Annotated in this window: 37 protein-coding genes; 30 read left to right on the top strand and 7 right to left on the bottom strand. The window is 68.7% G+C overall.

Going from position 1 to position 17,272, the window contains the following annotated elements; translation table 11 throughout:
• Positions 1–2: 2 nt before the first annotated feature.
• From ACWC1K_RS27780 to ACWC1K_RS27825, 10 genes are read left to right on the top strand one after another with little or no spacing between them, the layout of a single operon-like run.
• Entirely contained in the window at positions 3–344 is a 342-nt protein-coding gene (locus ACWC1K_RS27780) for a hypothetical protein (RefSeq protein WP_450835216.1), read from the top strand.
• Positions 344–610 (top strand): hypothetical protein, encoded by a 267-nt coding sequence (locus ACWC1K_RS27785; RefSeq protein WP_450835218.1) that lies wholly within the window; start codon positions 344–346, stop codon positions 608–610. The genes ACWC1K_RS27780 and ACWC1K_RS27785 overlap by 1 nt, the downstream gene beginning before the upstream one ends.
• Positions 611–661: 51 nt before the next feature.
• Entirely contained in the window at positions 662–805 is a 144-nt protein-coding gene (locus tag ACWC1K_RS27790) for a hypothetical protein (protein WP_450835220.1), read from the top strand.
• Positions 802–951, top strand: a complete 150-nt coding sequence (locus ACWC1K_RS27795) for a hypothetical protein (protein WP_450835222.1) — start codon at positions 802–804, stop codon at positions 949–951. Before ACWC1K_RS27790 ends, ACWC1K_RS27795 begins: the two co-directional genes overlap by 4 nt.
• A complete protein-coding gene (locus tag ACWC1K_RS27800) occupies positions 948–1,268 on the top strand; it encodes a hypothetical protein (protein WP_450835224.1) in 321 nt (106 codons plus the stop codon). The genes ACWC1K_RS27795 and ACWC1K_RS27800 overlap by 4 nt, the downstream gene beginning before the upstream one ends.
• Positions 1,265–1,522 (top strand): hypothetical protein, encoded by a 258-nt coding sequence (locus tag ACWC1K_RS27805; protein WP_450835226.1) that lies wholly within the window; start codon positions 1,265–1,267, stop codon positions 1,520–1,522. Before ACWC1K_RS27800 ends, ACWC1K_RS27805 begins: the two co-directional genes overlap by 4 nt.
• The gene (locus ACWC1K_RS27810) at positions 1,519–1,824 is read left to right on the top strand and encodes a hypothetical protein (protein WP_450835228.1); all 306 of its coding nucleotides are present in this window, start codon (positions 1,519–1,521) and stop codon (positions 1,822–1,824) included. Before ACWC1K_RS27805 ends, ACWC1K_RS27810 begins: the two co-directional genes overlap by 4 nt.
• Positions 1,821–2,324: a hypothetical protein gene (locus ACWC1K_RS27815; protein ID WP_450835230.1), complete on the top strand. Its 504-nt coding sequence runs from the start codon at positions 1,821–1,823 to the stop codon at positions 2,322–2,324. The genes ACWC1K_RS27810 and ACWC1K_RS27815 overlap by 4 nt, the downstream gene beginning before the upstream one ends.
• On the top strand, positions 2,321–2,812 hold the full coding sequence (locus ACWC1K_RS27820; protein ID WP_450835232.1) for a hypothetical protein: 492 nt from the start codon (positions 2,321–2,323) through the stop codon (positions 2,810–2,812). Before ACWC1K_RS27815 ends, ACWC1K_RS27820 begins: the two co-directional genes overlap by 4 nt.
• A complete protein-coding gene (locus tag ACWC1K_RS27825) occupies positions 2,812–3,141 on the top strand; it encodes a hypothetical protein (RefSeq protein ID WP_450835234.1) in 330 nt (109 codons plus the stop codon). The genes ACWC1K_RS27820 and ACWC1K_RS27825 overlap by 1 nt, the downstream gene beginning before the upstream one ends.
• Before the next feature lie 47 nt (positions 3,142–3,188).
• Here the strand turns inward: ACWC1K_RS27825 and ACWC1K_RS27830 are convergent, their stop codons facing one another.
• From ACWC1K_RS27830 to ACWC1K_RS27855, 6 genes are all read right to left on the bottom strand, one after another.
• Positions 3,189–3,434 (bottom strand): hypothetical protein, encoded by a 246-nt coding sequence (locus tag ACWC1K_RS27830; protein ID WP_450835236.1) that lies wholly within the window; start codon positions 3,432–3,434, stop codon positions 3,189–3,191.
• Positions 3,435–3,675: 241 nt separating this feature from the next.
• Positions 3,676–4,062 (bottom strand): hypothetical protein, encoded by a 387-nt coding sequence (locus ACWC1K_RS27835; protein WP_450835237.1) that lies wholly within the window; start codon positions 4,060–4,062, stop codon positions 3,676–3,678.
• Between the two features lie 208 nt (positions 4,063–4,270).
• On the bottom strand, positions 4,271–4,573 hold the full coding sequence (locus ACWC1K_RS27840) for a hypothetical protein (protein ID WP_450835238.1): 303 nt from the start codon (positions 4,571–4,573) through the stop codon (positions 4,271–4,273).
• 277 nt (positions 4,574–4,850) lie between these two features.
• A complete protein-coding gene (locus ACWC1K_RS27845; RefSeq protein ID WP_450835239.1) occupies positions 4,851–5,261 on the bottom strand; it encodes an NUDIX hydrolase in 411 nt (136 codons plus the stop codon).
• Complete coding sequence (locus ACWC1K_RS27850; protein ID WP_450835241.1) at positions 5,258–5,896, bottom strand: NUDIX domain-containing protein; 639 nt, start codon at positions 5,894–5,896, stop codon at positions 5,258–5,260. Before ACWC1K_RS27850 ends, ACWC1K_RS27845 begins: the two co-directional genes overlap by 4 nt.
• 150 nt (positions 5,897–6,046) lie before the next feature.
• Positions 6,047–6,301 carry a hypothetical protein gene (locus ACWC1K_RS27855; protein ID WP_450835242.1) on the bottom strand — a complete coding sequence of 85 codons (255 nt, stop codon included), beginning with the start codon at positions 6,299–6,301 and terminating at the stop codon, positions 6,047–6,049.
• Between the two features lie 279 nt (positions 6,302–6,580).
• On the opposite strand from ACWC1K_RS27855, the gene ACWC1K_RS27860 reads away from it, so the two are divergent.
• The 16 genes from ACWC1K_RS27860 (at position 6,581) to ACWC1K_RS27935 (ending at position 14,769) form a co-directional block, all read left to right on the top strand.
• On the top strand, positions 6,581–6,850 hold the full coding sequence (locus ACWC1K_RS27860; protein WP_450835244.1) for a hypothetical protein: 270 nt from the start codon (positions 6,581–6,583) through the stop codon (positions 6,848–6,850).
• Positions 6,847–7,098, top strand: coding sequence for a hypothetical protein (locus ACWC1K_RS27865; RefSeq protein WP_450835388.1), 252 nt, complete (start codon positions 6,847–6,849; stop codon positions 7,096–7,098). Before ACWC1K_RS27860 ends, ACWC1K_RS27865 begins: the two co-directional genes overlap by 4 nt.
• A gap of 178 nt (positions 7,099–7,276) precedes the next feature.
• The gene (locus tag ACWC1K_RS27870) at positions 7,277–7,489 is read left to right on the top strand and encodes a hypothetical protein (protein ID WP_450835246.1); all 213 of its coding nucleotides are present in this window, start codon (positions 7,277–7,279) and stop codon (positions 7,487–7,489) included.
• A 135-nt stretch (positions 7,490–7,624) separates the two neighbouring features.
• On the top strand, positions 7,625–7,804 hold the full coding sequence (locus ACWC1K_RS27875; protein WP_450835247.1) for a hypothetical protein: 180 nt from the start codon (positions 7,625–7,627) through the stop codon (positions 7,802–7,804).
• Positions 7,804–7,998 carry a pRL2-8 gene (locus ACWC1K_RS27880; protein WP_450835249.1) on the top strand — a complete coding sequence of 65 codons (195 nt, stop codon included), beginning with the start codon at positions 7,804–7,806 and terminating at the stop codon, positions 7,996–7,998. Before ACWC1K_RS27875 ends, ACWC1K_RS27880 begins: the two co-directional genes overlap by 1 nt.
• Positions 7,999–8,031: 33 nt before the next feature.
• A complete protein-coding gene (locus ACWC1K_RS27885) occupies positions 8,032–8,199 on the top strand; it encodes a hypothetical protein (RefSeq protein WP_450835251.1) in 168 nt (55 codons plus the stop codon).
• Positions 8,199–8,384: a hypothetical protein gene (locus tag ACWC1K_RS27890; protein WP_450835253.1), complete on the top strand. Its 186-nt coding sequence runs from the start codon at positions 8,199–8,201 to the stop codon at positions 8,382–8,384. The genes ACWC1K_RS27885 and ACWC1K_RS27890 overlap by 1 nt, the downstream gene beginning before the upstream one ends.
• Positions 8,385–8,389: 5 nt before the next feature.
• Positions 8,390–8,560 carry a hypothetical protein gene (locus ACWC1K_RS27895; protein WP_450835255.1) on the top strand — a complete coding sequence of 57 codons (171 nt, stop codon included), beginning with the start codon at positions 8,390–8,392 and terminating at the stop codon, positions 8,558–8,560.
• Between the two features lie 56 nt (positions 8,561–8,616).
• Positions 8,617–9,909, top strand: a complete 1,293-nt coding sequence (locus tag ACWC1K_RS27900) for a hypothetical protein (RefSeq protein WP_450835257.1) — start codon at positions 8,617–8,619, stop codon at positions 9,907–9,909.
• 23 nt (positions 9,910–9,932) lie between these two features.
• Positions 9,933–10,532, top strand: a complete 600-nt coding sequence (locus tag ACWC1K_RS27905) for a hypothetical protein (RefSeq protein WP_450835259.1) — start codon at positions 9,933–9,935, stop codon at positions 10,530–10,532.
• Between the two features lie 51 nt (positions 10,533–10,583).
• Complete coding sequence (locus tag ACWC1K_RS27910; RefSeq protein WP_450835261.1) at positions 10,584–12,761, top strand: hypothetical protein; 2,178 nt, start codon at positions 10,584–10,586, stop codon at positions 12,759–12,761.
• Positions 12,762–12,961: 200 nt separating this feature from the next.
• On the top strand, positions 12,962–13,390 hold the full coding sequence (locus ACWC1K_RS27915; protein WP_450835263.1) for a hypothetical protein: 429 nt from the start codon (positions 12,962–12,964) through the stop codon (positions 13,388–13,390).
• Between the two features lie 32 nt (positions 13,391–13,422).
• Complete coding sequence (locus tag ACWC1K_RS27920; RefSeq protein ID WP_450835265.1) at positions 13,423–13,590, top strand: hypothetical protein; 168 nt, start codon at positions 13,423–13,425, stop codon at positions 13,588–13,590.
• 88 nt (positions 13,591–13,678) lie between these two features.
• Complete coding sequence (locus ACWC1K_RS27925; RefSeq protein ID WP_450835267.1) at positions 13,679–14,194, top strand: DUF6197 family protein; 516 nt, start codon at positions 13,679–13,681, stop codon at positions 14,192–14,194.
• Between the two features lie 22 nt (positions 14,195–14,216).
• Positions 14,217–14,408, top strand: coding sequence for a hypothetical protein (locus tag ACWC1K_RS27930; RefSeq protein ID WP_450835269.1), 192 nt, complete (start codon positions 14,217–14,219; stop codon positions 14,406–14,408).
• A gap of 52 nt (positions 14,409–14,460) precedes the next feature.
• Positions 14,461–14,769 (top strand): hypothetical protein, encoded by a 309-nt coding sequence (locus tag ACWC1K_RS27935; RefSeq protein WP_450835271.1) that lies wholly within the window; start codon positions 14,461–14,463, stop codon positions 14,767–14,769.
• A gap of 1 nt (position 14,770) precedes the next feature.
• On the opposite strand, the gene ACWC1K_RS27940 is transcribed toward ACWC1K_RS27935, so the two are convergent.
• Complete coding sequence (locus ACWC1K_RS27940) at positions 14,771–14,962, bottom strand: hypothetical protein (protein WP_450835272.1); 192 nt, start codon at positions 14,960–14,962, stop codon at positions 14,771–14,773.
• A gap of 157 nt (positions 14,963–15,119) precedes the next feature.
• On the opposite strand from ACWC1K_RS27940, the gene ACWC1K_RS27945 reads away from it, so the two are divergent.
• The 4 genes from ACWC1K_RS27945 (at position 15,120) to ACWC1K_RS27960 (ending at position 17,124) form a co-directional block, all read left to right on the top strand.
• Positions 15,120–15,821: a hypothetical protein gene (locus ACWC1K_RS27945; protein WP_450835274.1), complete on the top strand. Its 702-nt coding sequence runs from the start codon at positions 15,120–15,122 to the stop codon at positions 15,819–15,821.
• Entirely contained in the window at positions 15,818–16,048 is a 231-nt protein-coding gene (locus tag ACWC1K_RS27950) for a hypothetical protein (protein ID WP_450835275.1), read from the top strand. The genes ACWC1K_RS27945 and ACWC1K_RS27950 overlap by 4 nt, the downstream gene beginning before the upstream one ends.
• Positions 16,045–16,353: a hypothetical protein gene (locus ACWC1K_RS27955; RefSeq protein ID WP_450835276.1), complete on the top strand. Its 309-nt coding sequence runs from the start codon at positions 16,045–16,047 to the stop codon at positions 16,351–16,353. Before ACWC1K_RS27950 ends, ACWC1K_RS27955 begins: the two co-directional genes overlap by 4 nt.
• A 117-nt stretch (positions 16,354–16,470) precedes the next feature.
• Positions 16,471–17,124 carry a hypothetical protein gene (locus ACWC1K_RS27960; protein ID WP_450835278.1) on the top strand — a complete coding sequence of 218 codons (654 nt, stop codon included), beginning with the start codon at positions 16,471–16,473 and terminating at the stop codon, positions 17,122–17,124.
• The last annotated feature ends 148 nt before the right edge of the window (positions 17,125–17,272 follow it).

A 17,272-nucleotide genomic window follows, 5' to 3' on the forward strand; every position in this document is an offset into this window, starting at 1 on the left:
CGATGACCACGAACCCGAGCATCACCACCGACCGCGTCCTCCAGGAAGTCCTCGCCGAACGCATCCAGCAGGACGCCAAGTGGGGTGAGCAGAACCACCCCGACGGCACCGGCATCTCTCCGGAGCAGCGCAAGCTCGCCGACAACGCGCGGGCCATGTGCCAGCAGGTGTTCGCCGAAGGATGCGGCGACTGGGCGCACGTCCTCTTCGAGGAGGTGCGTGAGGCTCTCGCCGAATCCGACGCGGCCAAGTTGCGGGCCGAGTTGGTCCAGGTTGGAGCCGTGGCTGTCGCGTGGATCGAGTGCATCGACCGCCGTACCGCAGCGAAGGTCGAGGCTGCCTGATGCCGCGCCTCATCCGCGCCCGCGACGTCGACGCCGTGCTGGCCTACAACGGCTACGAGCCGTCCGAGTGGACCGGCAGCGACTGGGAGCCCGGCTACCGCGTAGCCCAGGACGGCCGACGTCAGGTCAACGTCTTCCACGACGGGCCCGGCGAAGTCGACGGCCTTGAGGTCTACCGGCTGGAGCTGCAGGCCGCCGGATTCCACGTCGTCCCCGACCAGCAGCCCGGCGGCGGACGACGCCGACTGCACATCACCAAGCCGTAACCCACCCCGCCGCCCCCAATCCGGGGGCGGCCCGCACCGATCGGACCCGCAATGACCAAGAAGAAGCGCTCACCAGCCCAGAAGCTCGCCCGCGAGATCCAGGCCGAGACCGGCAAGCCGTACACCGCATGCCTCGCCGAGGCGGAACGGCGCCTCGAAGCAGCCGCCGACAACGAACGACGGAGCCAGCGATGACCACCCCCGCCCCCGTCTGGTCCGACTCGCGCGACCCCGAGCCCACCCCCGACGACGACGGGCCCTGGTGCCGCCCCACCCCCGGCCTGCTCCCCGAACAACGCAGCAACACCGACACCGTGACCGTGAACGGAGACCTCCTGTGACCACGCCCGCCGAAGAACTCCGCACCGCCGCCGACAAGCTGCGCACCCTCGCCGGGGATGCCACGCCAGGGCCATGGCGACAGTCCGGCATCGGCGACTACGGCTGGAGCGTCGACACCCCGGATGTGTTCATTGCCGAGACCGAGGACAGCGAGAAGGGCCGCGCCGACGCCGACCACATCGCCGCCATGCACCCCGCTGTCGGGCTCGCGCTCGCCGACTGGTTGGACGAGACGGCCCGCAACGCCGAGCCGTTCGGGACGATCAGCCACCACGCCGTGAACGTCGCCCGCGCCATCAACGGGGGTCAGCCGTGACCAAGAAGCCGACCCGTTTCACCTTCGACCGCCAGGGCCGCGTCAAGCAGCCCAAGCCGCCCGCGCTCGCCGCCACGCCGCCGCAGAAGCCGCGCCGTTCCGGCAGCACCCGCAAATACCTGACCGTCGCCGCGGAACGCATCCTCGCCCAGCACTACCCCGGGCAGGTTCCCGCCGCCGTCATCGAACGCGCGTTGAAGCGCATGGCCACCGCCGACCAGCGAGCCGCACGCAAAGCCGGGAGGCAGCCGTGACCACTCACCCGAAGCCGGCCGTCCGCGCCCCGAAGCCGAACCAGCACGACCGCGCCAACCGGCAGGCCGTCATCGACAACCTCATCGGCCGGGCCCTCCGCGGGGTGTTGACGATCCCCGAAGCCGCACTCCTCGCCGAGTACGTGCAGGCCGAACGTCGCAACGCCGACAAGACCCGGCAGTCCCTCGCCGCCACCACCCGCGCGCTGGAACGCCACCGGGCCGCCGCCGATGCGGAGATACAGCGGCTCGAAGAGCTCGTTGAACAACTCCCCAACCAGCAACAGGAGGCAGCCGCATGACCGACTTCCTCGACAGCGCGCTCGCCGCCCAACTGGGCCGCCCGCTCTACGACTCGATCAACCAGCACCTCGCCGACGGTGAACGCGCCGAGCAGCAGCTCGCGTTCATCATCCGCGTGATGGAGCTGTTCTCCCTGTCGCACGCCGACACCTACGACGCCAGCCTGTTCTGGCGTGTCGACGAAGGCCAGCTCAGGCTCTACGCCAACGTCAACGACGTCTTCGCGTGGGGCGGCGCCGACGTCGAACCCATCACGTCCGACACGCTCCCGGCACTGGAACAGGCCTACGCCGACCTCAAGGCCGTGGGCGGCGAGGACTACGCCGCCGAGCTGTACGCGGCCCGGCAGCGGCAAACCAGACCGCAAGGCGCCGCCTACCCGACAAAGACCCACGACGCATGGCGGAAGATCTGCGCCCTCTTCGACGCCTGCGGCCCCGAACGGGCCGTCGGCCTCGGCAACCCCCAGCCCGCCCCCGCACACAAGGACCCCGCATGACCGACATGATCCGTCCGCCGTGGACGCCGGAGCAGGTGGCCGTCCTCAACCGCTTCCAGCAGTACGGCGGCATGCACCCGTTCACCTGCGGCGGGAAGCACCGCCACAACAATCCGACTCTCGAAGCCCGCGAGGACGGCTGGCACTGCCCGGCCACCTACTGCGACTACCGGCAGGACTGGGCGCACGCCTTCATGGCCGAACCCGACAAGTGGCCCAGCAACCGGCCCGGATGGTCCGGAGCTCGCAGCGACGTGGGAACCGAGTTCGTTCAGCAGATCGACCATCCCGACGAAGAAGCACTCGCTGCAGCCGAGGCCGAGTTCACCGACGAGGAAGCCCGCAACCGCGCCAGTGACGCCTACCGGCAGGCCGTGCAGCGCATCCAATCCTCCGGACCCAAGCCGGCCGCCCACGACGACGGGCCCAGCGTCGCCGAATGCGCCGCGGCAGACCGGCTCTGGCCGTTGCAGCAGGAGGGCGAGTGATGCTCGACTTCCCTGCGATCACCATCCGCAAGTCCATGGGCCAGTGGGTCTGGCGCTGCAACAACGACAACTGCGGCTGGGTCGGCATCGGCCTCTTCAGCCAGCGAGCCGCCCTGCGCGAAGCCTGCCGCCACCTCGTCGACGTCTTCGACCAGCACCACGGCATGGTCGAACTCCGCCCCAGCTGGAACGAGGACGAACAGCGCGGACGCGCCACCTGCCACTGCGGCTACGAAGCCGAAGAGAAAACCGAAACCGGAGCCGAGACCGCCATCGAAATGCACGCGCAGTGGCTACGCGAAACCCTGCCCAAGCGGGCCGCCGCATGACGAAGGCGCCCACCCCGGATGGGGTGGGCGCCGAACTGCTGCACCGGCTACGCGGCCTCCTCCACCTCCGGCGGACGCTTCCCGTTCAGCACCTGGCGAATCCAGCTCGGCGTCAACCGCATCTGGGCCGCCAGCTGCTCGACTGGCACACCGCGCCGGTACGCGGCCCGGATCGCCGCATCCCGTCGGGCCACCTGCCGCTCCCGGGCAGACCGGCCCGCGACCGTCCGGTGCAGAAACACCGCCCAGCGCAACAGCAGTCGGCCGGCCGCGTCGTCGAACTTGCTCGCCACGCAATCCCCCTCACGTCGAGCACCGCCCCGCTGTCAGGTCACGGTCACCGGAGTCGAGCGGTCCAGCAAGGGCGCAGATGGGGGCGCACGCGCAGCACTGTCCGCGATCAAGCCTCGCGCGCACGCACTAAGGCCGGGCCTTCGGCCCCGCGTATTTAGCAGGAGGCGGGAGCCGAAGTGTTTGCCAGCCGTATTAAGTGACCCGTCTTGTAGAAGACACGCCTGTCGCGAGCCCTCTGGGCTACGAGTCCACCCATTGACCAACCCCTCCATTCCTGCCGCCCTGGTTTTGTCCGTTTTGCGGGACGTCGTAGACGGTCAGGGTCGTCATGAATCCGCCGCCGTTCGGCTGCCCTTTGGGGATCCGGGAACGAGTGCGGACCATGTAGCCGCACTCCTCCAGCTCGGCGAACGCGGCACGCAGCGCCCGTCGACTCTCCGCCCTGGGGCCGCGCTCCCTCTTCCCGTCGTCGGCCATCGAGTCCGCCGTCGCCTGCCACCCGGGTGGCCGTGCGATCAGCTCGGACAGGACCTGGCGGGCGAGTCGGCTGAGCCGCCCATCGAAGATGGTCTGGTTCGGGATCTGCGTGAAGTTCTTCTTCGGCTTCGACCGCTCAACTATCAGCACGCGGCCACCGCCAGGTGGCGACATGACGGCGTCATCGGTATGGTCATAGCAGTGCCTTACTTGGTGATGGGTACGGACTGCAGCGGGGTGATGACCCGCTTAAGCGAAACGGCCGGAGGGATTGAGCCCCCTCCGGCCGTCGCCGTTTACCGGCAATTCTAGTTGACCACTGTGTCTGAAGTGGCCTATTCCGCCTGGGAATTCACCGTTAGATCTCCGTCGTCTCGAACGGCTCCGGCAGCCGCGGCAGGTCGACGCGGAAGGCCTGCGCGATCAGGTAGCGGGCGATCGTGTCGTGCTCCCGTTCGCTGCGACCGATGGGCATCGCCAGGTACGTTTCGCCGCTCTTGCGCTGCACGACGGCGCCGAAGAACTCGCGGTCAGTGATCGAGCTGTCGACGATCTCGACGCCCGTCTCGGCGAGCAGGACGTCGAGCGGCGCGTCCAGGACGAGCTCGGGCGTGACGGAAGCCGCAGGCGTCATCGCGGCGTCAAGCGCTAAGGTGGTCATGAGACCTCTCTCTTTGCGGGGAGTGGGTTGTTGATCAGCGAGTTCGCGCTCGCTGGTCGAATCGGCCGGGGTGTTAGCGCACCTCGGCCGTTCGCTTTGTGGGGCACACGCTAGGCCAGAATCAGTCGCAGCCGCTGTGCCCGCAGAGAGATCAGGACGATGCTCCAGAAGCTCTCTGATCTGCGGCAATGAACGGTTTGACGGTTCGGATAGGATTCGTCGCGCCTCCCTCCCCTCAGCGCGGACAAACCGCCACGGCCGCAGGGCTGGCCGAGAATCACTGCGTCAGCGCCTCGTCCAGGTAGACCTGCACCGGCTCGTACAGGCCGTAGGGGACGTACTTCGGGATCTCGTCGAGGGCGACCCAGGCGATCGCGTCGAGCTCCTCGTCGTCGGCGACCCGCGCCTCCCCGGACACGACCTCGCAGGCGGTGTACGACATCAGCCGGCCCGTCTTCGGGTGCACGCGCTCGCCCAGAAGGCGCAGCGCCTTCACGGTCAGGCCGGTCTCCTCGTCGGTCTCGCGAACCGCCGCGTCCACCGCGGCCTCGCCCGGCTCGATCGCGCCAGCCGGGAACTGCCACATCAATTCGCCTTCGGAGACGCGGCGCCTGACCATGAGAACGCGCTGCTCCTGCACGATGATGGCGGCGGAAATGCCCGGCTTCTCAGTCGTCGTCTCGGTCATGCTGCTGCCTCCAAGGCGCTCAGAATTGGCGGGTAGATCTGGTCATGCGGAATGAAGCGTGTGACCGCGGCGCGGGGAACCCACGTCACGTCTACGTTCTCCAGCGGATCGCGATTCGTTGCGTCACCGGCGAGGAAATCGCAGAGGTGATATTCGGCGATCACCCCGGTTACCGGGTGGATGCGCTCACCGAGATGCTGGCGGACCGTGCAGTGAACGCCCGTCTCTCCATGGGTCTCCTGCACGGCGACGGTGTCAGCGGTGACGCCCGGCTTGACCACGCCGGCCGGGAAGCCCCACCGGATGCCGTCATCTCCGCGTCGACATACCAACAGCACATCGTCTCCTCGCAGCACGACGGCTATCGCTACCCGCAGGGCCTGCGCTTCCATGCGCGGCTCGGCGGGGCGCAGCAGAAGCGCGAACCGTCGATGCACCGCCTCACCCGCCTGTTCGTATGCCGTGTCCAGGATTCGTTGTGTTTCGCGCTGCGGAATCATGTTCGGTGTGGCGTGCCATGAGGCGACGCTGCGCACTGAAACTCCGAGGCGTCCCGCGAACTCCTCTTGGGTCATGTCGAATGCTTCTTGGAGCCAGGCCGCTTTCTGCCCGGTCCACTGGTGTACGAGTGCCACTATCGGCTCCTGCGCCGCTGTCGTGGGCCTTCTCGCGGCGGGTCTGCATGGTGCCTGCATGTCCGCTGCATGATCACTGCATGTTGCTGCATGGGGTCTTCATGGCCTGAGTGCGCGCGCACGCGTTGACTCGACCCCATGACATTCCGGTCACTCGCCCCTGCTGAATTGGTGGGCTCGCTGGTACGTGACGCCGCCCATGAGTTCTCCGACCTCCTTCCAGGTCTTCTCCTGCGCCTTGAATCCGACGGCGATCTCCTGGCGGTGTCGGCGCCGGAACAACTCCAGCTCGCGCTCCAGGTGCTTGGCGAGCTCGACGAATGCGGTCCAGCGCTCATGGAGGTCTGGGATCGCGCGCAGCTGCTCGTCGTAGGGGGCGAATGGAGCGTCAGGGGAGTCGGCCATGACGTGAGAGTACGGGCGATCCGACGGTCGCTCAAGACTCAGCTGGAGAAGTTCAGTTGGGTGCTTGACTCGCCGCAGCGGGCCCTCTACGGTCGTATCAGTCGCCACCTCAAGCCCCGGCTTGAGAGCGGCAGCGCTGCCCACTCCTACCGGACCCAGTCCGAGGGCGGCACCCCACAAATGAAGACGGGCCGGACACCGCGACTCCTACACCGCGGGCCGGCCCTGACCACCAGGTTCTGACAAGGAGACCCTGTGGCTACCCAGCAGCTTAGCGGCATGCGTGAGCGTGTCGATCACACCCCCACCGCCCCGCTTCCCGCTCCGGCCGTCGAGGCCCTGGCGTCCCTGCCGCTGGAGATCCGCAAGGCGGTCGTCCGCTACCAGAATGCGTCGGCCACCACGGCGGAGCTCTGCGCGATCACGGACTATCGCAGTCTGACGGTCGCCGAGTTCGACGAGCTGGAGTTCGCACAGGACACCGTGCTGGAGTCGCTGGCGATCCTGGAGGCCGCCGGCCGCCTCGACCTGATCGAGGTGGCGTCATGACGACGACGATCGAAGCCTTGGATGCCGCCGCGCATCTGGCCGCGCAGGGCCCGGTCCGCTCCACTCCCGCCCCGAAGCCGCAGCGCCGCGTGCTGGCGAAGTTCCAGGCTGGCGGCCCGCGCGGCTCGTGGCCGGCCGAGGAGTTCGCGCATCAGCGTCGCCGCGAGGGCATCCCCGCGGACGTGGTCATGGACCTGGCCAACGACGCGTACCTCGTGGTCGTGCCGGGCGGTGAGCGCCGTGACTGACGCCCAGCGCGCCGAGCTCAGCCGCAAGGTCGCTGACGCGAACCGGCGCTCCGAGACCCGGCCGAAGTAGCCCCACAAGCCGCCGCGGGCGCGATCCGACAATCCCCCCGTCTCGCGCCCGCGGCATCCAATCCCCACCCCACCCCATCCCTCTTTCTTGATCCCGATTGGATCCGTCATGTCTCCGTTCCTGTTCGACGCCGACCTGGGCGCCACCGAGTTGGGCCGCAAGGCCCGCGCCGCCGCCATGGTCCAGCCGCCGCTGTCGATCTCCGACCTGTTCGCCGAGTACGCGGCAGCCAGCCGGGCCCGGCGTGCGGAGATCCGCCTCGCCGCCGACCCTCAGCTGCTGGCCGAGCTCGAGGGCTTCGACTACCCGGCCGCCGCCTGACCCCCTGTCGGCCGCCTCCTCGACTCCCCTGCGGGGAGGCGGCACCCCGGCCGGTCTGGCTGGAGGCCGCATCACCGGTGCGGCCCCCTGCACGACCAGCACACCAACCCGAAACCCGAACCGAGAGGACCAGACATGGCCATCAGGAAGAAGTTCACGACCGACGGCGTCGACCGCGAATCCGGCAAGGTCCAGAGGCTTTCCGGGGACGTCACGCAGGAGGGCACGTGGAACAAGGCCCGGGCCGAGGAGAGCGTCAAGCGCTTCTACGACGAGTGGCAGACGGACGCCACCAACATCCAGTTCGAGGACTGATGGCCCGCGGCCCCAGGAGGGGCGATTGCCGGCAGTGCTGGCAGCACGCCGAGATCCACAAGAACCTGCTCGGCCTGGCCAAGGAAGCCGACTGCCCCGGGTGCGACGACCACCGGATCAACGGCTGCCCGACCGTGATGGGACCCAGTGGGGTTCCGGTGTCCAACCCGAAGAAGAACGCCAACTGGTGGTGACGGCTAGACCGCACCCGAGAAAGGAGACCATCCATGAGCGCCGCTGACGAGATCGTTCTCGCCATCCGCTTGGCCCGTGCGAACGGTAAGCCGGAGTCGGAGGTGCGCGAGGTCGCCCGCCGCATGGCCAGCCAGTACAGCACCGCAGAGCTGAAGGGTGCTGAGGCCCAGCTGACCGCCGAGTTGGAGGGCGGCCGGTGATGCACACAGGTTCCGCCGACGAGCTCCGGGAGAAGGAGCGCCGTAGCCAGGAGATCGGCCGCCAGATCGCCGACTTGCTGAACGAGGCCGCCCGGATCGCACCGGGCGCTGTTTCGGCGCAGGTGTCCGGGCTCGGCTTCACGATTCGTGGCGCGGGCGGCGGCTTCCGCGCCGACACGAGGTGACCGCCGTGACGTGGATCTTCACCGCGACGTCGCGGACCGGGCAGCCCGTCAACGAGATCACCGGCGCCCCGTCCGACTCGATCACCGTCTACGACCGAGCCGACCTCGACCGGCGGATCGCCGCCGCGAAGAACGACCCGCGCGACCTGATCGTCACCGTCGACCCCATCGACTAGCCCCCACGGCAAGCCACCCCGTACCCCCACCTAGTCCAGGAAGGACACCGATCACCGTGACCACCTCCGTCGAGAAGAAGGTCAACGGCACCTCCGTGGCCTCGCCCGAGCCCCGGTTCGACCCGGTCGCCCTGGCCGAAGCGGAGGCCGTCCGGACCCGCGCCGCCGCCGACGCCGAAGCCAAGCGCATCGAAGCCCAGGCGAAGGCCGAGGCCGAGAAAATCCTGGCCGCCGAGCAGGCGAAGGCGCTTGAGCTGGAGAACGAGAAGCAGGCCCTCGCCAACGAACGGGCCGCACTGCGCTTCAAGCGCGAGCAGGCGGAACAGAACACGAAGATCGCCGAAGCGGAGAAGAAGCGCGAAGACATCGAGCGCGCCCGCAAGAGCGCCCGCCGCGATGACGAGCAGCAGCAGCAGGCCGAGACCCGGCAGGCCGTGTCCGTAGAGAAGGCCAGCAAGCGGTGGCGGCGCGTCGCCATGAGCTTCTACGTCCTATGCGCCGCCGTTGCTCTCCCGGTTCAGATGGCCGCCTTCTACAACCCGGACGCCAAGTACCTGCTCATCGCGCCCGTGTTCATCGAGGTGATCGCCCTCGTGGCGCTCGTCGGCGCCGCCGCGGCGGTGACGGCGGGTCGGCCGCACTGGCACTACCGGATCGTGGCCTGGGCGGGCGCGCTCACCGCGGCCTCGATCAACATCGTGCACGGGCTCGCCGAGTACGACGCTGCCACCGCGTTCGGGACCGCGCTCGCCTCGATCGCTGGCCCCGGCATGTGGGACCTCCACGAGCACGGCCGCATCCGCAAGCGGGACGGCAAGACGTCGTGGCGGCAGCGCCGCGCGGAAGCGAAGGAGGCACGCAAGGCGGCTGCGGTGAAGGCGGCGGAGGAGGCGCGGAAGCGCGCCGAGAAGGAGGCCGCGGACCAGGCCGCCGAAGCCGCCCGGCTGGAGCTGCGCGGGATCCGGCAGACCGTCTTCAAGGACGTGTGGGATGAGGCCGTGAAGATCGGTGCGGCGCTCGGGAAGGACCCCGAAGACCCGGCCGTGTGGCCGCGCGCCTACCGCAACATCAAGGGCTGCGATCCGGGCGAGTCCATCGAGTCCATCAGTTCCCGCCGCACCGCCGAGAAGCGCGCCGAATCAGCCCTCACCGGCACCCCCGTGAACACCGTCAGCGAGACCACAAACGCGCAGCGTGCAAACCAAATGCCCCGCACCCAGCGGGGCCCCGCGCGCAAGCCCCCGGCAAGGCAGCCAGGCGACACCCAGCAGTACGTCGCGGCAGCCCGCCGGCAGGCCTCCCTTGCGGCCAAGGCTGCCGCCAGGAACGACCGCCCGAACGACAACTAACCCACTCACAGGAGAGATCAGTCATGAGCGTCACCTTCCGTCAGATTGCCGTCTCGGGCAGCGCGGCCGTAGCCCTCCTCGGCGGCGCCGCAGCGATCGGAGTCGCGTCCGCGCCGACCGCCTCCGCCGTCGAGATGCAGACTGTTGCGCACCGCGCCGTCACCGCGCCGGTCACCCTGCCCGACGGTCGCACCATCCGGATCACCGGCATGAGCGGCTACGGCCACCGGGCCACCCGCGACCACGTCGCCACCGTCGCCAGTTTCAGGGCCGACACGGCGACCACCCCGCCCGGCGCGGGCGGCGGCGTCGGCACCGGCCTCACCCCCGACGGCGGCGCCGGAGCCGCCATCACCAGCCCCGTCAACGGCACCCAGACCGGCTACAACCAGCAGATCACCACCCAGTCGTCCGGCGGCTACATCGCAGCTGGCGTGGTGGCGATCCTCGTCCTCGGCATCATCGTGTTCTTCAAGGTCAAGCACGGCCACATCAAGGCGCTCGACGCCGTCCTCGTCGGTCTCCTCGGTATCTCTCTCGCCGGAACCGTCGTCGGAACGATGGGCCACCAGATCACCAACTCGCTCATCGGCTCCCTCGGCGGAGTCTTCGGCAGCCTCTAGCCCTGCAGCGGGGCCCATCCCGGCCCCCCCCGAACCGAAAGGACAAGGCCAGTGGCCACCGAGATCGAGCCTGACGTCATCGAGATCGAGCAGCCGGCAGACGAGCCCACCCGCGGCGACCGCGTGAAGGCCGCATTCAAGACGCAGTCTGGGCACGCCGGCGCCCGCGTCAAGGACTGGTTGGCCGGCGGCGACCTCGACCACGTCGACGTCATCCAGATCGCCACCGAGCGCAAGGAGCGCAAGCGGGCCGACCAGCTCGCTCTCCAGGAGGCGCACGTTGCCCGGCTCCACGCTCGCCTCCACGTCGCCAAGTCGCGGGTCGAACTGGGTGAGCGGGACGGCAACACCAGTCTGCTGTCGGCGCTCGCCGGGCAGGTGGCCCAGGCCGAATCGAAGCTGGCGTCGATGCAGGCGCAGCCCGTACTCCCGCCCACCGACCGTGAGATCGACAACACCCGGCACGGCAAGCGGGCCGCCCGTGCGCTGACCCTCGCCGGCGGTGGTCTCGCCGCGTTGCCGCTCACCGGCGCAGCCATCGAGCAGACCCTCAACGGCCAGCCGATGATCCTCGCCGTGCTCGGCACCGCGGCCGGATACGGCTGGTACCTCGTATCGCGCCCTTTCGTCGACGGCCAGCCTGCACCTGCCCCGATTCCGGAGCAGCTGGCCGCCCCCGTCGACATGGTGAAGGTGGAACAGCCTGGGGTGAGGGACTTCAACGCCCCGCCGCCGCCCGCGCTCACGGTTAAGGAGCTGGAGGAGGCGCTCCGCAACATCCGCAAGATCAAGCCGGACGAAGAAATCAAGATCCTCGCTGTGCCTCAGCGCGGCGCAGACGGCAACACCACCGTCGTGTTCGACCTGCCCCCTCGCGTCACCGTCGCCGAGCTGAAGAAGGATCTGCCCAAGCTGGCCGGCGCCCTCGGCCGCGACGCCTCCATGGTCGACATCGACAAGGCCGGTACCGAGGTGCGCACCTCCCTGTGGCTCACCGATCAGGACCCGTTCGAGGGCACCCGGCCTTCCCCGCTGCTGAAGAAGCCCAGCCAGCTCGACGCGTGGAAGGACGGCGTACCTGTCGGGTGGAACAAACGCGGCGCCGCGATCTACCTGCCGATCAACAACGCGTCGTATGTCATTGCCGGCATGACCCGCTCCGGCAAGGGGGTTGGCGCCTCCAACCTGATCGTCGGCGCGTCCTTCGATCCGCGGATCAACCTGCGGATCGTCGCCGGAAAGAACAACGGCGAGTGGGACCCCTATGCCAAGACCGGGGCCGCCAGCACGTACTTCAAGCCCAGCCCGGACCGGCTGCTGGCGCTGCTGCAGGCGCTCCTGGCAGACAAGGACCGCCGCGAGCGGGACCTGGGCGCGCTCGGCAAGTCCAAGATGGTCGCGCCCGTCATTGAGAAAGTCGGCGGCATCGAGCTGCTGGTCATCGATGAGCTCGCCACCTACACCCGACCCGGGAAACCGCTGCGCGACGAGATCCTCGAAGCCCTGATCGAGCTGTCCGCCGTAGCCGCGGGCGCCGGAATCCTCATGGTGCTGATCACCCAGTACCCGGAGGTCGACGTCATCCCGCAGGCCCTGGCCATGAACTGCGGCGCCCGGTGGGCGATGCGGGTCGAGAACGCCACGCAGTCCAACGCGATCCTCGGCGCCGGACAGGCCGGTGCCGGCCGTGACGCGTCCAAGTTCGACCCGCCGCGGCCGGGCTTCGGCTGGCTCGTCAACCCGTTCGCCGGGGTCACCGACCTCGCCCGCAGCTTCGACCTCGACGAGGACGAGCGGGACGAGATCACCATGCTGCTGGGCAAGGCCGCCGCCCTCCGCGAGAAGGCGGGCCGGCTGGCCGGGCAGTGGGAGGACCCGATCGAGAAGCACCTCCTCAACGCCACCGGCCTGTCGTCGGCGGCCGGCGGGCCGAAGCGTGACGGCGTCCCGGGCCGGAACGTCATCAACCACACGCCCGAGCAGCGCATGCAGATGGAGGCGCTGCACGGCTGCCTGAAGGCCATGGACGACTTCGACCGCGACGTCGCCCAGCTGGAGGAGATGGCCGAGTTCATCGGCGGCGGCATGACTTCGATGCGCCTCGGTGAGCTCCTGCGTGCAGCCGGCGCGGGTGGCGTGGTCAAGGTCGTCATCGAGGGCCGAGGGCGCGTCAACGGCTACGAGCGAGCCGACATCGCTGACGCGCTGAAGCTCCTGCAAGGCAACTGAAATGTGAGCTTTGCCCAGGACTGTCGCCCGGACAGTGCCGGAAATGCCCCGGACTGTCCGGGCGGACAGCCTGGACGGCACCCGGACACCGTCCGGACGATGTCCAACCCCCGTCCAGCCTGTCCAGGGGCGCAGTCCGGGGCAAACCATCCCATGTCCACCCTTACAAGCCACAACAAACCAGAATTGGAGATCACCTCATGCCTCAGACCTGGCAGCCCGGCAGGAGCGGCGCCCGCGACCTCAACCGCTGGATCACACAGAACGGCGGCAAGGGCGTCACCGTCTACACCATCTCCAAGCAGGCCCTCAACGCCGCGCCGTGGGAGGACGCCAAGATGTTCAACTCCCGCACCGTCGACGGCCGCTCCCTGGTTAGCGGCGAGTGGATGACCGGCCACCTGTCCATCTCCGGGCTCCTCGCCCAGGAGGGCACCGTCTACGCGGAGCCCCTGCGCGGCATGCGTGAACTCGGCAGCCCCGGACGGCAGGTTGCCGGACCGATGGGTCACGGCGACTACAGCGCCTACCTCGACGAGGCGGAGATCCGCAGCCTCGGCAAGAGGGTCCAGAACGGCAGCGACCCCGCCACCCGCCCGAGCCGAGGCGAACGCGGCCGACGCCGATAACCGATCACAACTCAACCCGACAGGAGAACGCCATGGACCGACAGCAAGCCGTTCAGGAAGCCGCCCGCGAGGTGATCGCACACGGGGGACCGGAATGCCTCACCGATCCGCGGCAGGTCATGCGCGCGGTCGGCCGAGCCCTCGATATGGGAGCAACCAACGAGGACATCAAGGCCGAGATGCGCCGCCAGCGCGGCTAGCCAAGCCGGGGCGCCCCTTCCCGCCTGCCAGCAATCAGGGGCGCCCCATCCACCCACCACGCGCCAAGGCGCAGAAGGCAACGCCCACATGACCACGACCACCCTGGCCGCAGCAAGCCCGCCCCCCGCCCTCGACATCGACGCCCGGCTCGCCCTCCGCCTGGTCGACATGGACGCCCGCCTCAATGAGGCCGCAGTCGCCTTCGAGGTCAACACCGCCCACCTCGCAGGCGCCGATCCCATCCTCGACGCCACCGAGATCATCCCGCTCGCCCCCACCCTGACCCCGACCAGCCCCTACGACACCCCGCTCGCCGCACTCCTGCACCGGGCCCGCATCTACATCGAAACCCACGGCTGGCTCCAAGGCGGCCTCCGTGAAGACGTCGGCATGAGGCGCTGCCCCCTCGGCGCCATCCGCATCGAAGGCATCAGCAACCGGCGTCAGGCCGACGACGCCTGCGTGCTGCTGCTGGAAGCGATCCAGCGCGACTTCCCCGACGCCGAAACCCTGCCGTCCTGGAACGACCAGCAGACCAGCCCCGCACCCGTCCTGCTCTACCTCGACCGCGCCGCCCAACTCGCCGCCGACCGCGGCATCTAACCCGCCACGAAAGGACCCCGGCATGGGCCTGTTCAACCGCAAGACCAACGCCAGCGTCATTGCCACCGGCGCCGAGATCGACGCCGCAGGGAAGGCGCTGGCGCAAGGCGACAGTCGCCTCGCCGACCAGCTCTGCGAACGCGCTGGAGACGACAGTCAGCGTCTCGCCATGGCCATCCTCGCCGCGTCCGTCGACCACACCCCCCAGGGTTGAGAGCGCGCCAGCCCGCCCACCGGCCACACCTACCCGAAACGAGGTTGAACCCATGAACCAGACCCTCGACGTCCCCGACTTCCTCGACGGCATCGTCACCCCCGGATCACCCACCGCCTACACCGAAGACGACCGGCGCGAACTCCGCGAACTCGCCATCCACCTGCTCGTCGACAACCAGAAACTCCAGCAGGCCGGCGCCAGCCACCGCATGCACTTCCTGCTCCACGTCCTGCCCGCCCTCGACCACGCCGCCAAGGCCGGCTGGGACCGCAGCGAGATCCACGCCGCCGCCGACCGCGAGTACGGGCAGTGGCTCGTCGACGAAGCCGACGCCGGCACGGAGCAGGCCGCTGCTTGAACTAGCCCGACAGTGCAGGCCCCCGGTCCTCACGGACCGGGGGCCTTGGCGTGGGTACGGCGCGGGCCATCCAGCGGTTGTCGCTCAGCAGCTTCGGCATCATCACTGGCATGAACCCGGCGTCGACGAGGAGCGCCAAGCCCTCGGCGCACTCCTCTTCCGTGTCCGCCTGCACACCCACCCGGATCGCCATACCGGCAGTGTGCCGGGCCGGGTGGGGGAGTGGTGGGTGAACCGCGGAAGCCGCAGCGAGCGCCGCCAGTGGACCACTGGCCCGGATTGTCAACCCGCAGTGCAACAATCGGCTCAAAGGTCACCCGCTTCCCCGTACCACCGCCCGAGGAGCCGCCGTGAACGACAACCCTGCCCTCGACGCCGAATACTTTTGGCCGACCTGCGTCGCCTGCGGACGCGACCTGTGGACCATCGAGCGCGATCGCCTTGCCTGCCGGCCGTGTGGAGAACGCACCCAGGCCCGCATAGCCGAACTTCCCTCCCTGTTCCGGCAGCTGGACACGACGGCTTCTCTGATGCGTGGCGCCCGCCGCCCGGGCGCGGGCAGCTCCGGCAGCAAGACGCCGCCGATCCCGCCCCGCCTCGAAGTCCTCGCCCTCGTCGGCCCGGGCGGTGTCGCGGCCCGCCTGTCGGCGATCGAGGACGCGTGGCGGCAGGCGCTCGGCTGGACCGTCGCCCCGTGGCGCGGCAGCCCAGCCCAAGCGGTGCCGCAGCTGGGGAAGTTCCTCACCGACAACCTCCTGTGGGCCTGCTCCAGCTACGAGTCGGTGGCGGACGACATCGAGGAAATCCGCCGCCTCCACGGCGAATGCACGGCGATCGTCAACGACGAACGACGGCCGGGCCGGGTGCAGATCGGCAACTGCCCCGTCCGTGTCGGCGACAGCCTGTGCTGGGCGCCGCTCACCGCATCCGCCGCCAGCCACCGAGTCCACTGCGGCAGTTGCGGCAGCAGGTGGGAGACGATCGGGGAATGGCGAGACCTGCGGACCGCACAAGAGCGGGTACTCGCCGAAGCGGCAGGAGTCGCGGCATGAACCTCGACGATCCGCTCGACCAGTCGCGGCCCTCTTGGAAGCTGTACAACAAGCTCCTCGCCCTCGGGGTCTCCGTTGACGAAGCGGCCGCACTGATGGACGGGTACGCGCACGAACTGGCGGAGACCATCCGCAACGCGCCGGAAGCGCCCGAAGCCTGGGACGACGACTTCTATCGAGGCCTTGACGCCGCTGCCGACCTCATCGACCCAGAGGTGAAGCAGTGAGCGAGACGAGCCCGAACCAGGGCCTGTTCAGGCTCTACGCCTTCGAGTGCCTCATCGCGGCTGCCTTTGTCATCGTGATCGCCTTCACGATCTCGGACGTTCCCCACCTCGGAATCGCGATCTACCTCGGTATTGGCGCAGTTCTCTGGGTCGTCGACATGGTTCTCACGGGCGGTCGCCCGGCCGACGGCCATGGCCTCTCGCACGCCGTGCTCGTCGCGGCCTTCGCCCTCATGTGGCCGCTGGTGGTTGCTGCGCTGATCGGCTACGTCGGCTTGGGTGTCGTCGATGCATTGCGGCGTTGACCTGCGCGAATCGCCGCGAATAGATCTAAAGGTCGGTAGAATTGGGACAGTTGAGACCCCGGCGAGGTGGCTAGACCTCCCGGGGCGTGGCCAACCGCTACACGAGAGCGAGCCGACATGGGTAACGGTAGACCGTTCATACCCGCACACGAACATCAGAAGAACGAGAAAGACCGCATCCGCCTCCCGTTCCGACACCTGGTAGATCCGCAAGACCCGTACTACTACGACATCTCCCTTCACCTGGAGATGCAGCGCCGTGCGGGAGTCGAGATCGACCAGACTGTCGCCGACAATGCGGTCAAGTTCATCCACTGGAAGAACGAGCAAGTCAAGGACAGCGAGGCGAAGCGCAGGGCATTCGAGGAAGCGCAAGCCCAAGAGGCGGCGCAGGAGATCGAAGCCTGGAAAGCGCGCAGGGAAGCCGCCAGGCGCTGGAAGGAATCCCCAGGCATCGTCTACTACGTCCTGCGCGGCACGCTCATAAAGATCGGCACGACCACTCGGCCGAGACAGCGCTTCGATGCCCTCATGCCAGACGCGGTCCTCGCCATCGAACCTGGCAACAAGGAACTTGAACGGCTTCGGCACACCCAGTTCGGGCCCCTCCGTAACCATGATGTCGGCCGCGAGTACTTCATCCCGGGGCCAGCCCTGCTCGACCTGATTCGCCAACTGCGCGAACAACAGGGAGTGCCGCACATCCCGCACGCCTCCCTCGTTTCACGAGAGACAGCCGAGGCGACAGTGGCAGAACTGCTTGCCCTCTGAGCTGGGCGAGCATATTCTGACCCCAGTCTGGATCTTTCTGTCTCCCGGGGCCGCCGCAAAGGTGGCCCCTATTGCATGGCCCGGGGGTGACGGCATGCCCGGACTGCTCATCCCTCTGGACTTGGCAGCGCACGTCGCCGGACGCCCC

The sequence above is a fragment of the Streptomyces sp. NPDC001492 genome, assembly GCF_053597275.1.